Source organism: Aquitalea sp., assembly GCF_030150775.1.
GTDB lineage: Bacteria > Pseudomonadota > Gammaproteobacteria > Burkholderiales > Chromobacteriaceae > Aquitalea > Aquitalea denitrificans.
In genome coordinates, this window is record NZ_JASLFG010000049.1 from 73,824 (window position 1) to 86,587 (window position 12,764).

The following is a 12,764-nucleotide window of genomic DNA, read 5'->3' on the forward strand; positions in this document are numbered from 1 at the left end:
GGACCGCATGATGACACAATCAGGATGATATGCGGCATGACTGCAGTGGCATTGTTGTCATGCAGATGTGACGCGAGCCAACCTTTTGCTTATCATAGTGTCACGTCCACCCGTTTTCACCGCAGATGCCCGACACCATGAAAACCCTTGCTTTCTGCCTGCTGCTGACCTGTGGCCTTGCCCATGCCGAGGTATACAAATACATCGACGCCAATGGCAATGTCACCTTCACCAATGTGCCGATCAAGGGAGCAAAGCCCATGCACCTGGCACCGCTATCAACCTATGGCAACAGCAAGCCACACACGTCGGGCAGCGGCAAGCCTGCCTCGACACCGGACGGCTATCCCAGTGTGGACAACGGTACCCAGACCAAGCGGGATGAAGGCCGGCGCAAGATTCTGGAAGGCGAACTGGCCAACGAGCAAAAGGCGCTGGCTGATGCACAAAAAGCCTATACCGACGGCGCAGCCACCCGCAACGGCGATGAAACCCGGAACTACCAGAAATACCTGGACCGGGTACAGAAGCTGAAGGACGCGGTAACCGATCGGCAGAAGAATGTGGATGCACTACGCCGCGAATTGGGGCAATCTGCATCTTCCGCACAATAATGGTGCATAATTAAGGCCGATTTCGTGCATTCGCTGTGCTCTGGCTTGGCGTGCTTATTGCTAATAGCTTCAGGCACAGCCCCATCCGATTCGGAGCACCATGAACTCTCCCAGCTTTGCCGGCCTGGAATTACTCGACACCCCGGTGCTGATTGCCCACGCCGACGGCAGACTCGAGTTTGCCAACCCCGCCTGTGAAAACTTGCTGGCCATTGGCCGGCGTGAGTTGCTGCGCCACTCGCTGTTCGAGTTGCTGCAAGACAGCCCCGCCTTGCGCCAGGCACTGACCACCGCCTTACAACATAACTCCAGTTATATCGAGCACGATCTCGAACTACGCACTCCGCATGGCGAGCAGCCGCTGCACATTGCCCTGTCTGTCACCCCCATTGATGCCGAAGGCCGACTGGCGCTGGTAGAGCTGCGGCCACTGGACCAGCAACTGAAAATTGCCAATGAAGAGCGGCTTTTGCTGCAACAGCAGGCCAATCGCGAGCTGATTCGTAACCTGGCGCATGAAATCAAGAATCCGCTGGGGGGAATCCGTGGGGCCGCCCAGTTGCTGGAACATGAGCTGTCCGACCGCCCCGAGCTGAAGGAATACACCGAGGTCATCCAGGAAGAAGCACTGCGCCTGCAGTCACTGGTAGACCGACTGCTGGCTCCACATCGCCGTCATGTGCGCAGCGAAATCAATATCCACGAAGTACTGGAGCGGGTACGCAGTATTGCGTTGGCCGAGTATCCGCAGGGCCTCACCATCCGCCGCGATTACGACACCAGCCTGCCGCATATGGTGGCCGACAAGGAGCAGCTGATCCAGGTGGTGCTCAATATCGTCAAGAATGCCATCCAGGCCATGAAGGCCACGGGGGAGGTGATTTTGCGCACCCGTGTCGCCCGGCAAGTCACGCTGGCACGGAAGCGTCACCTGCTGGCATTAAAATTGCAGATTGTCGACAACGGCCCCGGCATTCCGGAAGAAATCAGGGATCACATTTTCTATCCCCTGGTCACCGGACGCGCCGAAGGCACTGGTTTGGGGCTGACACTGGCCCAGGCCTATGTACACCAGCATGGCGGCAGCATCGAATTCGAATCCCGCCCCGGCCAGACTTGCTTTACCGTGATGCTGCCCTTCAGCAACACGGATTGAACCCAATAACAGAAACGAGGGCTGCTATGAATAACCCGGTGTGGATCATCGATGACGACAAGGCCATCCGCTGGGTACTGGAAAAGGCGCTCGGCCGCAGCGGCATTGGCTTTGACAGCTTTTCCAGTGCCGATGACGCACTCAACGCCCTGTACGACAACACGCCGCGCGTCATCATTTCCGACATTCGCATGCCGGGGACGGACGGCCTGAAATTCCTTTCCAAGGTAAAGGCGGATCATCCGCAATTGCCGGTCATCATCATGACCGCGCATTCCGACCTGGACTCCGCCGTTGCCGCCTTTCAAGGTGGTGCCTTCGAATACCTGCCCAAGCCCTTTGATGTCGACCAGGCGGTGCAGCTGATTGAGCGCGCACTGGCGGAAAGCAATAGCCAGATCGAAGCCACCGGCGGCGTGGAAGCCATGCCGGTGCTGCTAGGCCAGGCCCCTGCCATGCAGGACGTGTTCCGCGCCATTGGCCGCTTGTCGCAATCGCACGTCACCGTGCTGATTACCGGCGAATCCGGCACCGGCAAGGAGCGGGTGGCCGAGGCGTTGCATCGCCATTCGGTGCGTTCCAGCAAGCCTTTCATTGCCTTGAATACCGCGGCCATCCCCAAGGATTTGCTGGAGTCCGAACTGTTCGGCCATGAAAAAGGCGCGTTTACCGGCGCCCTGGCCACCCGTCGGGGTCGTTTTGAAGAGGCAGAAGGCGGCACGCTGTTTCTGGATGAAATCGGCGACATGCCCACCGAGTTGCAAACCCGCCTGCTGCGCGTGCTGTCGGACGGACACTTTTACCGCGTGGGCGGCCATGTGCCGATCAAAGCCAATGTGCGGGTGATTGCCGCCACCCACCAGAACCTGGAAGACCGGGTCAAACGCGGCCTGTTCCGGGAGGACCTGTTCCACCGCCTGAACGTGATCCGCCTGCGTCTGCCACCCTTGCGCGAACGGCGCGAGGACATCCCGCTGCTGACCCGCCATTTCCTGGCCAAGAGCGCCAGCAGCCTGGGTGTTGAGCCCAAACGCCTGACCGAAGCGGCCATGGAAGTGATCAAGTTCCACAGCTTTACCGGTAATGTGCGCGAACTGGAAAACCTGTGTCAGTGGATTACCGTGATGGCACCGGGCCAGCAGGTGGAAGTGGGCGACTTGCCCGCCGAACTGCGCGAACCGGAAGCCGCGGCACCAAGCACCGAGAGCGATGGCAGCCCGGTGATCAGCAGCGCCGTGCACGTGGTGGACTGGACGCTGGGGCTGGCCGAAGAAGTGGCACGCCGACTGCGCGCTGGTGAAGTCGGCATCATCGACGACCTGACCCGACGCTTTGAAGAAAGCTGCATCCGCACCGGGCTGGCGCACACCGGTGGTCGCAAGGTGGAAGCAGCCCACTTGCTGGGCTGGGGCCGCAACACCCTCACCCGCAAGATTCAGGAACTGGGCATGGAGGGGCATGACGAACATGCCGACCATGTCTAGGCCCTGACTGCTTAGCCGGCCAATACGGTCAAGCCGGGGAGCGTGGCGAAGCTGCGCTCCCGTACCGTGGCCAGAAAATCCCGCATGAAGGCAAGCGGCGCATCCTCGCTACGCACCGCGGCATACAACTCGCTGCGCAGGCCCTCATCGCCAATGGTACGCGCCACCACATAGCCCTTTTCCAGATAAGGCCGTACCGCCCAGTACGGCAAGGCCGCCACCCCGCGCCGACTGGCCACCAACTGGATGATGGCCACCGTCAGCTCGCTGCTGCGCCGTGGCGGGTTCACCCCGGCGGGCAACAATACCTTGCGCCACAAGTCCAGCATGTCATCCGGCACCGGGTACTGGATCAGCGTTTCCCCGGCGAAATCCGCCGCCTGCCACACTTTTTTGTCCGCCAGCGGATGATCCCGCGCCACGATGCCCACCATCTCGTAGGCAAACAGAGGGTGGTGCACCACGCCGGCTTGCGGCTCCATTTCCGACACGATGGCCAGATCAGCCCTTTGCGTCAGCAGCAGGCTGACCGGGTCGGCATGAAAGCCGGACACGATGTCCAGCTCCACCGCAGGCCAGTGCTGACGGTAACTGTCCATGGCCGGCATCAGCCAGTCAAAACAGGTGTGACATTCCACGGCAATGCGCAATTCACCGGCATCCCCTTCGCGAATGCGCGCCACATCACGCTCGGCCGCCGCCACACGGCCCAGCAGCTCATGCGCCAGTGTCAGCAGGCGTTCCCCCGCCAGGGTAAAGCGTAGCGGCTGGCTTTTGCGTTCAAACAGAGGCTGCTGATAGTAGGCCTCCAGCTGCTTCAGTTGATGCGACAAGGCGGACTGGGTGAGAAACACCCGCTCTGCCGCCAGCGACACGCTGCCGGTTTCCTGCAAAGCAATCAGGGTACGCAAGTGACGAAGTTCCAGCACGGTTGGCAGGCCTCAATACATGAATATGATTAATGCAGAACAATAAAATTATGCGTTTGAATCATACAACAAAAACCACCATGCTGGAGCCACTGACAACAAGGAGCCCCGCATGACCACACTGCACCTGAGCGGATTCCCGCGTATCGGCACCAAGCGCGAGCTGAAATTTCTGCTGGAAGACTACTGGCAAGGCAAAATTGACGAACAGGCACTGCGGCAGGGAGCGCGTGAACTGCGCCAGCGCCATTGGCTGCTGCAAAAGGGTGCCGGCATCACCCTGTCGCCGCTGGCTGACTTTTCCCTGTACGACCACGTGCTGGATGCGCAGATTCTGGTGGGTGCCATCCCGCCCCGCTTCGGCTTTGACGCGGCCACCATCAGTCCTGAACAGTATTTCCAGTTGGCACGTGGCAACCAGCAACAACCTGCGCTGGAAATGACCAAATGGTTCGATACCAACTACCACTACCTGGTGCCGGAATGGCATGCCGACACCCGCTTTGCCGCCAACCCGGCGGTCTTGCTAAGCCAGCTGGCCGAGGCGCGTGCACTGGGCATCCGGACCAAACCGGTGCTGATCGGGCCGGTCTCCCTGCTGTGGCTGGGCAAATGCAAAGGCGGGGATTTTGACCGGCTGCAACTGCTGCCCGCACTGCTGGCCTGCTACGAAAACATACTGCAACAGCTGTCCGCAGCCGGCGTGTCCTGGGTACAACTGGACGAACCCATCCTGGCACTGGACTTGCCCGCCGACTGGCTGCAGGCCATCGCCACCGCCTACCAGCAACTGGCTGCCACCCCGCTGAACATCCTGCTGGCCACTTATTTTGGCAGCGTCGCAGACCACTGCACCCTGCTTAGCTCGCTACCGGTGGCCGGCCTGCATCTGGACCTGGTACGCGCACCGGAACAGCTAGCGGCCTTCGCCGCTCATTGGCCGGCAGACAAGATTCTTTCCGCCGGCATCGTGGATGGCCGCAATATCTGGCGCAGCAATCTGTCCGCCCAGCTGGCACTGCTGGAGCCACTGGCCGGACAACTGGGCGACAGGCTGTGGCTGGCCCCCAGTTGCTCGCTACTGCACTGCCCGGTAGATGCCGCCGCCGAAACCACCATGGATGCCGACATCCGCAGCTGGCTTGCTTTTGCCGTACAAAAGCTGAATGAGCTCAAGCTGCTGCAGCGTGCTCTGGAACAAGGCCGCAACAGCATCGTGCATGAACTGCAGGCCAGCGACCATGTGCAGACCCTGCGCCGCAACAGCCCGCTGACGCATCGCCCGGCAGTGCAGGACAGGCTGGCCACCCTGCCGCCGGGTGCCGACCAACGCCGCAGCCCCTTCGCCAGCCGGGCAAAGCAACAGCAGGACTGGTTGCAGCTGCCCCTGCTGCCCACCACCACCATCGGCTCCTTTCCGCAAACTGCCGGCATCCGCAGCGCCCGTGCCGCCTTCAAGCGCGGCGAACTGTCTGCGGCGGACTATCAACAGGCCATGCAGCAGGACATCGCGCTGGCCATCCGCCGCCAGGAAGCGCTGGGCCTGGATGTACTGGTGCATGGCGAGGCCGAGCGCAACGACATGGTGGAATACTTTGGCGAACAACTGGATGGCTTTGTGTTCACCCAGCTGGGCTGGGTACAAAGCTATGGCAGCCGCTGCGTCAAGCCGCCCATCATCGTGGGTGATGTGGCACGGCCGCAGGCCATGACCGTCGGCTGGGCGGTTTACGCGCAAAGCCTGACGCAACACCCGGTCAAAGGCATGCTCACCGGGCCGGTCACCTTGCTGCAATGGAGCTTTGTCCGTGACGACCTGCCGCGCAGCACGGTGTGCAAGCAAATTGCCCTGGCATTGAATGAGGAAGTACTGGAGCTGGAAAATGCCGGCATCCGCATCATCCAGATTGACGAACCAGCCATCCGGGAAGGCCTGCCGCTGAAAAAAGCCGATCAGGCAGACTACCTGCGCTGGGCGGGTGAAGCCTTCCGGCTATGCAGCTGGCGGCTGGATGACAGCACGCAGATTCACACCCATATGTGTTACTCGGCCTTTGGCGACATCCTGCCGCAGATTGCCGCCCTGGATGCCGACGTGATCACCATTGAAACCTCGCGCTCGGACATGGCGCTGTTGCAGGACTTTGCCCGCTTCCATTATCCCAACCAGATCGGCCCCGGCATCTACGACATCCACAGCCCGCGCACGCCACACACTGCCGATATGGAGGTCCTGCTGCACAAGGCCTTGCAGGTGATTCCGGCCAGCCGCTTATGGGTCAACCCGGATTGCGGCTTGAAAACCCGCAGCTGGCCGGAAGTGGAAGCCGCGCTGCAAGGCATGGTAGCTGTGGCAAAAACGCTGCGCCAACAGCTGGCCGCAACGGCAGACTGACCACCATCTATTGCAATTTGTAAAAAGTATTTTTAGTATTTGCTTACCAAGACTCTCTCTCAGGGCCCGCTCCGGCCCGCTTGGTACCCGCTGATCAAGGGCTCCTTTGGGAGCCCTCTTTTTCTGCTGCACAATAAAAAACCCGCCATCTGGGCGGGTTTTGCGCAAACCGGATTATTCACTCTCCAGGTGTCAGCATGCTCGGCGTCATCATCACCTTCAGGCGTACTTGCTCCAGATCGTGGCGAACGCGATGGCTCAGCCACCAGACCGCACCTTTTTTCACGCTCCACAACAAGGGCTGCTCACCCAGCAACTGAGCGGACAAACGCCCGATATAGGGCTGATGCCCCACCAGCACGATGGTTTTGCCCGCCTCGGGCCAGTTAACCGCCTGCATCACCGCCTCAATCGAGGCATCCGGGTTCAATTCCGGCAGTACGGTATAACGCTTGCTCAGCAGCGCAGCGGTCTGCTGCGAGCGCTTGGCCTCGGATGCCAGCAAGATAAAATCGCGCGGCAGACGGTCGCGCAGCCAAGCGGCCATCTGGCTGGCCTGCTGCTGGCCACGACGCGTCAGTGCGCGCGCTAGATCATCCGACCCCTCTTCCGCTTCGGCATGACGCCACAGAATCAGATCCATCATTCACCTCCGTTATTGTTGTTGGTGCTGCGCCACGATAAGGCGGAGTCGCCTCTCTGTACAGCAGCTTATACCCGCTACAGCAGCTTGGCTGTGCGGCAGCCTACACCAGCCGTGTGTCAGCCGCATGTCGGACAAACACCTAGCCCCCAGCCTAGTGCTAATGCAGCAAGGGTGCCAGCAACGGCACCAGAATGGCCGTCACCACACCGTTCAACCCCATGGCGAGGCCAGCAAAGGCACCCGCCGTTTCCGACAGTTGAAACACCCTGGCCGTGCCAATGCCGTGGGCGGAGATCCCGGTTGCCGTCCCCAGCACCATATCGTCGCGCAGCCCCAGCAGGCCAAACAGGGGTTTGACAATGACCGCACCGAAAATGCCGGACAGGATGACAAACATGGCCGACAACTCCGGAATACCGCCGATGCCCTGCGACACACTCATGGCAATCGGCGTGGTGACCGCACGGGTAGTCAGCGACAGCAACACCTGCTGCGGCAATTGCAGCAGCCAGCCCACCCCCACCGCACTGACAATGCCCACCAGGCCACCAAACCCGATGGTAATGGCCAGGGGGCCGGCGGCACGCTTCAGCCGCGACAGATTGCCATACAGCGGCACGGCCAGTGCCACCGTGGCCGGACCCAGCAGCATCTGCACCATCACCCCGCCCTTCATGTAATCACGGTAGCCGGTGCCGGTGGCCAGCAGCCATGCCAGTAACAGCAGCACACCGATCAGCACCGGATTGGACAGCGGATGGCCCTTGCAGCGGCGGTTAAACAGCACCGCCAGTTTGTAGGCCAGCAGGGTGACAAACACCCCGGTCAAGGGCGAGGTGCGGATCACGCTCAGGGCTGCATCGGTATTCATGCGCCCTCCTGATGTCGATGGCGCGCCAGCAGCAGCTTGAGCAACAGGCCGGGCAGCAGCAGGGTCAGCGTGGTGGACAGCACCAGCACCACAATCAGCTGCCAGCCGAAACCGGCCAGCAAGTCACGGTAGGCCAGCACCGCGGCCCCAGCCGGAATGAACAGCAGTGACAGATGCGACAGAAAGCGCGGCACGTTCAGCTTCATGCTTTCCGGTACGGATTTGCGCAAGGCCAGGGTGGCAAACAGCAACAGCATGCCCAGCACCGGGCCAGGCAAGGGCAAGGAAAAAGTGCGGCTGATCAGTTCTCCAGCCAGCTGGTAGCCTACCAGCCACAACAGGGTTTCAATCATGATTGTCATTCCGCTTGCGGCAACTGGCCGCCACAAGTCTGGCAGTGGGCAAGGACATGGGGCTTTCATCATACCTGCGGCAGCCCGGCGGTGAAATAAACAGACAAGCCCATTGTCGTATTACAGGTGACAAACAGGACAAGCGGCACCGGGCTTTGGCATAATGCGCGCCATGATTGAGGATTCGCACTGGCTGCTCCAGCCACCCGCACTGGCACCGGCCCTGCTTGGTTTTGTCTCCGAGCCCGGCTCGCTCACCGAACGGTTGATGGCCACCGGCCACCGCTTTGGCGTACAGCTCCTGTTTCAGGGAGCAAGCACGGCCCACCCGGATGAAGCGATACTGCTAGGCCTCCCAGCCGGCAGCCCGCTCTACGCCCGCCATGTCCGGCTTACCCTGGATGACACCCCGGTGGTCTATGCCCGCAGCATCGCCCGGCTGGACTGCCCGGTATGGCAGCCGATACTGGATCGCGGCAGCCGCTCGCTGGGTTTCACTCTGTTTGGCGGACTGCCGCAATTGCAGCGCGCTGCCCTGCATTACCGGCAACTGGACAGCAGCCATCCGCTGCATCAGGCCAGTGAGGCCGAGGCTGACAGCCTGACGGCACGCCGCTGCCGCTTTGTGCTGGATGAAGCTCCCATGGTGGTATGCGAAGTGTTCCTGCCCGCCCTGAAAGACTTTGCCCGATGACACTGCACGCCCTGAAAGACCGCTACACCGTTTACAAGCAGCTGATGCGCATGGACAAGCCCATCGGCACCCTGCTGCTGCTGTGGCCTACCCTGTGGGGGCTGTGGATAGCCGGCAACGGCAAGCCGGACCCGCTGGTGGTGCTGATTTTCGTACTGGGCACCTTCCTGATGCGCTCGGCCGGCTGCGTCATCAACGACTATGCCGACCGCCACTACGACATGCATGTGGAGCGCACCAGCCAACGCCCGTTTGCCCGTGGTGCGGTGACCGAGCGTGAAGCGCTGCTGCTGGCCCTGGTGCTGGCCATTCTCTCCTTCCTGCTGATTTTGCCGCTCAACCAGCTGACCTGGCTGATGAGCGTGCCAGCCGTTTTCGTAGCCGCCAGCTACCCCTTTACCAAGCGCTTCTTCCCCATGCCACAGGCGTATCTGGGCATTGCCTTCTCTTTTGGCATTCCGATGGCCTTTGCCGCGCTCAACAATCACGTACCCGCGCTGGCCTGGCTGCTGCTGCTGGCCAATGCCTTCTGGACCGTGGCTTACGACACCGCCTATGCCATGGCCGACAAGCCGGATGACCTGAAAATCGGCATCAAGACTTCGGCCATTACCTTTGGCGATCACGACGTCACCGGCATCATGCTGTGCCATGCCGTGTTCGTGGCCATGATGGCGGGTATCGGTGCCGAACTGGCGCTGGGTTGGCCCTTCTTTGCCGCGCTGGTCATCAGCCTGGGCTTGATTGCCAAGCAGTATCTGGAAATCCGCACCCGCGACCGCGGGCTGTGCTTCAAGGCTTTTCTGGACAACAACCGCGTCGGTGCGGTGCTGATGGCAGGCATCGTGCTGAGCTATTTGTTGAAGTGAAGGTTTAGCCGCATGGTGGGCGGTCAAAGTTAAAACAGGTTTTGCACCCGCTCACGCGGATGATGGTTTACATGCCGCTTCCGCGCGGCGGACGGGAAAGAGGGCTTGCCTGGCCAATCCCTCCTTCACCTCCAAGGCCACCCCACAAGCATGGCCTGCGGCTGCCCGACAGGCCCCGTCCGGTGCGAGGCGCGCCTGAACTCGCGATTTGCTAACGTCAAATCGCTCAGACAGGGCAGGCGCTTAACACCTCGCCCCGGCCCCCCGTCGGCATGCTTGACGGGGCCTGTGGGCGCGTTGATGCGGTGGTTCTCTGATCAGGAACACCTGTCGGAGCCGCCCCTCTCCCGTCAGCGCGAGCCGACACAGACGTGCAGCTCAGGGTCTTAAGCGGTCGGCTGTCCGCAGCGGCGCGACGTTAGCGCGCCGCAAGTTCCGGCCGCGCCCTGGGCGGTGCGGCTGGGGCGGGAATTCGACACGCTGCGGGTCGCCTTTTCTTTGGGTACTTTCTTTTGGCGAAGCAAAAGCAAAGTACCTCGACGGCGGGGCGAGACCCGCGAAGTTGGTTTTTGTTTTGATCTTGCCGGCGATAACCCAGTGTGGGAATCCGCTCACGCGGATGATGATTTAAGTGCCGCTTCCGCGCGGCGAACGGGAAGGAGAGCTTGCCTGGCCAAGCCCTCCTTCACCTCCAAGGCCACCCCAGCAAGCATGACCTGCGGCTGCCCGACAGGCCCCGTCCGGTGCGAGGCGCGCCTGAACTCGCGATTTGCTAACGTCAAATCGCTCAGACAGAGCAGGCGCTTAACACCTCGCCCCGGCCACCCGTCGGCATGCTTGACGGGGCCCAAGGGTGGCGTCGGTACGATGGAAGTGATGTGAAAAGGTAAAAGAATCAGGTTTTATCCGACCGGGTTGTGGGTTCGAATCCCACGGTTTTAAAAGATGGTGAGTACAAACCCGGCGCGGTCCCGGCCCCGTCAGCGCGAGCCGACGCAGACGTGCCGCTCAGGGTCTTAAGCGGTCGGCTGTCCGCAGCGGCGCGACGGTAGCGCGCCGCAAGTTCCGGCCGCGCCCTGAGCGGCATGGCTGGGGCGGGAATTCGACGCGCTGCGGGTCGCCTTTTCTTTGGGTACTTTCTTTTGGCGAAGCAAAAGCAAAGTACCTCGCCGGCGGGGCGAGACCCGCGAAGTTAAACGCAGTGACGCAGGATGAACGTCGGGTTCCGCTGCGATGTAAAAACAGGCGTTGCCTCCGCTCACGCGGATGATGTTTTGCATTGCCGCTTCAGCGCGGCGGACGGAAAAGGGATCTTTGCTTGGCCCTCAACAAAAAAGGCCCCGCCCGGAGCCTTTGCGTGCTGAACGATACCTGCGCTACTGCGTCTGGAACGGCAGGCTGTAAGCCTTGTCACCCAGATGCAGGGTGGCAATCCAGTGACGGCTACCCGTGGCACATACCGGCAGGGTGATGCGGGCTTGCCAGTTGGCACCATCCGCCACAAAGCGGTAGCGATTGAACCCCATGTCCATGTCCGCCATGGAAAACTCCACGCTAGGTTCGCTTGCGCTTACACCCTCCAGCCGCATGACAAAGGGCTTGCCATTTTGTGGTGGGCTGACAAAACGCAGGCTGCCCCCATCCGGGAGGCTGCATAGCCCCTGCGTCGCATTACAGGCCAACGCAACAGGCGCTGCGACTTGCTGCTTGTGCTGCAGATACCACCACACCAGCCCGCCCTTGAGCGCAGCCAGCAGCAGCAGAGCCACCCCGATCAGCAGCAGTTTTTTCTGTTTCAGATTCATTGTCATTGCCATGCTCCCCGCATCAGGGCCACACCGTGGGCCGCATGCTGGCGGGCGCTGTCCACATCCTGCGGTTTCAGGCCACCCAGGGCATAAACCGGTAGCGGGATGCCATCCGCCAATACTGCTGCAAAACCGTCCCAGCCCAACGGGGTGACGCCGGGATGACTGGCCGTAGGCTGTACATGGCCCAGCAAGGCATAATCCAGCGCCAACTCACCTGCCAGTTGCAGCTCGGCGGCGCTATGCACCGACGCCCCCACCCAGGCAAAATCCGGCCGCTGTGCCAGATGCCGCAAACGGGTGCCATTCAGATGCACGCCATCCACCGGCCAGCCGGCCAGCCAGTCCGGGTCGGCATTCACCACCACCTTGCCGCCACGCGCATGCACGATGGCTGCCACGTCGGAGACAAAGGCCTGTAACTGCTGCCGGCTCATGTCCGGTTCGCGTACCTGTACCAGCCCGTATGCCGGTCCAGTGGCCAGCGCCTGCAGTTGGGAGGCCACCCCGATTTCATGGGCGCACGTGATGACATATACGGCAGGCAGTTGCAGGGATTTGAGAATCGGGCCATTGGCCGGCAGCATGGGCTGGACACTGGTCTGCTCTGGCGCTTGCCAGGCAAACTGTTGCCCCTCTTGTGGCTGTGGCTCGCCCTGCCAGTCCCATACGCGGAAGAAGTGCAAGCGCACCGAGGCGTGTTCGTAATGATGTACGCGGGTCAGCCAGGGGGTGGCATGGGTCACCGTGATGGCCATTTCTTCTTGCAGCTCGCGTACCAGCGCCTGCATGGCGGTTTCGCCAGCCTCCAGCTTGCCACCGGGGAATTCCCAGTAACCGGCATAAGGTTTGCCCTCTGGCCGGCTACCCAGCATGAAGCTGCCATCCGGGCGCATCAGCGCGCCGGCCACCACTTCGATGATTTTCTTGTCGGAATGCATGTTG

At 61.4% G+C, this 12,764-nt stretch carries 12 protein-coding genes; 6 read left to right on the forward strand and 6 right to left on the reverse strand.

Annotation, left to right across the window (positions count from 1 at the left end; all coding sequences use genetic code 11):
• The first annotated feature begins 137 nt into the window (after nucleotides 1–137).
• The 3 genes from QVF59_RS16815 (at nucleotide 138) to ntrC (ending at nucleotide 3,254) form a co-directional block, all read left to right on the forward strand.
• Nucleotides 138–614 carry a DUF4124 domain-containing protein gene (locus tag QVF59_RS16815; protein ID WP_159875133.1) on the forward strand — a complete coding sequence of 159 codons (477 nt, stop codon included), beginning with the start codon at nucleotides 138–140 and terminating at the stop codon, nucleotides 612–614.
• A 100-nt stretch (nucleotides 615–714) separates the two neighbouring features.
• Nucleotides 715–1,770 (forward strand): nitrogen regulation protein NR(II), encoded by a 1,056-nt coding sequence (gene glnL, locus QVF59_RS16820; RefSeq protein WP_159875132.1) that lies wholly within the window; start codon nucleotides 715–717, stop codon nucleotides 1,768–1,770.
• A gap of 26 nt (nucleotides 1,771–1,796) precedes the next feature.
• Nucleotides 1,797–3,254: a nitrogen regulation protein NR(I) gene (gene ntrC, locus QVF59_RS16825; RefSeq protein WP_159875131.1), complete on the forward strand. Its 1,458-nt coding sequence runs from the start codon at nucleotides 1,797–1,799 to the stop codon at nucleotides 3,252–3,254.
• Nucleotides 3,255–3,265: 11 nt separating this feature from the next.
• Here ntrC and QVF59_RS16830 read toward each other — a convergent pair whose 3' ends face one another.
• Nucleotides 3,266–4,192 carry a LysR family transcriptional regulator gene (locus QVF59_RS16830; protein ID WP_287881461.1) on the reverse strand — a complete coding sequence of 309 codons (927 nt, stop codon included), beginning with the start codon at nucleotides 4,190–4,192 and terminating at the stop codon, nucleotides 3,266–3,268.
• Nucleotides 4,193–4,295: 103 nt separating this feature from the next.
• On the opposite strand from QVF59_RS16830, the gene metE reads away from it, so the two are divergent.
• A complete protein-coding gene (gene metE, locus QVF59_RS16835; protein WP_287881376.1) occupies nucleotides 4,296–6,578 on the forward strand; it encodes a 5-methyltetrahydropteroyltriglutamate--homocysteine S-methyltransferase in 2,283 nt (760 codons plus the stop codon).
• A 178-nt stretch (nucleotides 6,579–6,756) separates the two neighbouring features.
• On the opposite strand, the gene QVF59_RS16840 is transcribed toward metE, so the two are convergent.
• From QVF59_RS16840 to QVF59_RS16850, 3 genes are all read right to left on the reverse strand, one after another.
• Nucleotides 6,757–7,224, reverse strand: coding sequence for a SixA phosphatase family protein (locus QVF59_RS16840; protein ID WP_240902591.1), 468 nt, complete (start codon nucleotides 7,222–7,224; stop codon nucleotides 6,757–6,759).
• 157 nt (nucleotides 7,225–7,381) lie between these two features.
• Complete coding sequence (locus QVF59_RS16845) at nucleotides 7,382–8,095, reverse strand: LrgB family protein (RefSeq protein WP_287881377.1); 714 nt, start codon at nucleotides 8,093–8,095, stop codon at nucleotides 7,382–7,384.
• Nucleotides 8,092–8,448: a CidA/LrgA family protein gene (locus QVF59_RS16850; RefSeq protein ID WP_045847635.1), complete on the reverse strand. Its 357-nt coding sequence runs from the start codon at nucleotides 8,446–8,448 to the stop codon at nucleotides 8,092–8,094. The genes QVF59_RS16845 and QVF59_RS16850 overlap by 4 nt, the downstream gene beginning before the upstream one ends.
• A gap of 163 nt (nucleotides 8,449–8,611) precedes the next feature.
• Here QVF59_RS16850 and QVF59_RS16855 point away from each other — a divergent pair, with 163 nt between their 5' ends.
• Both QVF59_RS16855 and ubiA read left to right on the forward strand, forming a co-directional pair.
• Nucleotides 8,612–9,142 carry a chorismate--pyruvate lyase family protein gene (locus tag QVF59_RS16855; RefSeq protein WP_287881378.1) on the forward strand — a complete coding sequence of 177 codons (531 nt, stop codon included), beginning with the start codon at nucleotides 8,612–8,614 and terminating at the stop codon, nucleotides 9,140–9,142.
• Entirely contained in the window at nucleotides 9,139–10,011 is an 873-nt protein-coding gene (gene ubiA, locus QVF59_RS16860; RefSeq protein ID WP_287881379.1) for a 4-hydroxybenzoate octaprenyltransferase, read from the forward strand. Before QVF59_RS16855 ends, ubiA begins: the two co-directional genes overlap by 4 nt.
• Before the next feature lie 1,376 nt (nucleotides 10,012–11,387).
• Here the strand turns inward: ubiA and QVF59_RS16865 are convergent.
• A complete protein-coding gene (locus QVF59_RS16865; RefSeq protein WP_287881380.1) occupies nucleotides 11,388–11,822 on the reverse strand; it encodes a hypothetical protein in 435 nt (144 codons plus the stop codon).
• The gene (locus QVF59_RS16870) at nucleotides 11,819–12,760 is read right to left on the reverse strand and encodes a Nudix family hydrolase (RefSeq protein WP_287881381.1); all 942 of its coding nucleotides are present in this window, start codon (nucleotides 12,758–12,760) and stop codon (nucleotides 11,819–11,821) included. The genes QVF59_RS16865 and QVF59_RS16870 overlap by 4 nt, the downstream gene beginning before the upstream one ends.
• Between the last annotated feature and the right edge of the window lie 4 nt (nucleotides 12,761–12,764).

Excerpts from the sequence above, each read along its gene's own strand:
- QVF59_RS16870 (WP_287881381.1), bottom strand. The coding sequence starts at position 12,760 with ATGCATTCCGACAAGAAAATCATCGAAGTGGTGGCCGGCGCGCTGATG.
- ntrC (WP_159875131.1), top strand. The coding sequence starts at position 1,797 with ATGAATAACCCGGTGTGGATCATCGATGACGACAAGGCCATCCGCTGG.
- ubiA (WP_287881379.1), top strand. The coding sequence starts at position 9,139 with ATGACACTGCACGCCCTGAAAGACCGCTACACCGTTTACAAGCAGCTG.
- QVF59_RS16840 (WP_240902591.1), bottom strand. The coding sequence starts at position 7,224 with ATGATGGATCTGATTCTGTGGCGTCATGCCGAAGCGGAAGAGGGGTCG.
- glnL (WP_159875132.1), top strand. The coding sequence starts at position 715 with ATGAACTCTCCCAGCTTTGCCGGCCTGGAATTACTCGACACCCCGGTG.
- QVF59_RS16865 (WP_287881380.1), bottom strand. The coding sequence starts at position 11,822 with ATGACAATGAATCTGAAACAGAAAAAACTGCTGCTGATCGGGGTGGCT.
- QVF59_RS16845 (WP_287881377.1), bottom strand. The coding sequence starts at position 8,095 with ATGAATACCGATGCAGCCCTGAGCGTGATCCGCACCTCGCCCTTGACC.
- QVF59_RS16850 (WP_045847635.1), bottom strand. The coding sequence starts at position 8,448 with ATGATTGAAACCCTGTTGTGGCTGGTAGGCTACCAGCTGGCTGGAGAA.
- metE (WP_287881376.1), top strand. The coding sequence starts at position 4,296 with ATGACCACACTGCACCTGAGCGGATTCCCGCGTATCGGCACCAAGCGC.
- QVF59_RS16815 (WP_159875133.1), top strand. The coding sequence starts at position 138 with ATGAAAACCCTTGCTTTCTGCCTGCTGCTGACCTGTGGCCTTGCCCAT.
- QVF59_RS16855 (WP_287881378.1), top strand. The coding sequence starts at position 8,612 with ATGCGCGCCATGATTGAGGATTCGCACTGGCTGCTCCAGCCACCCGCA.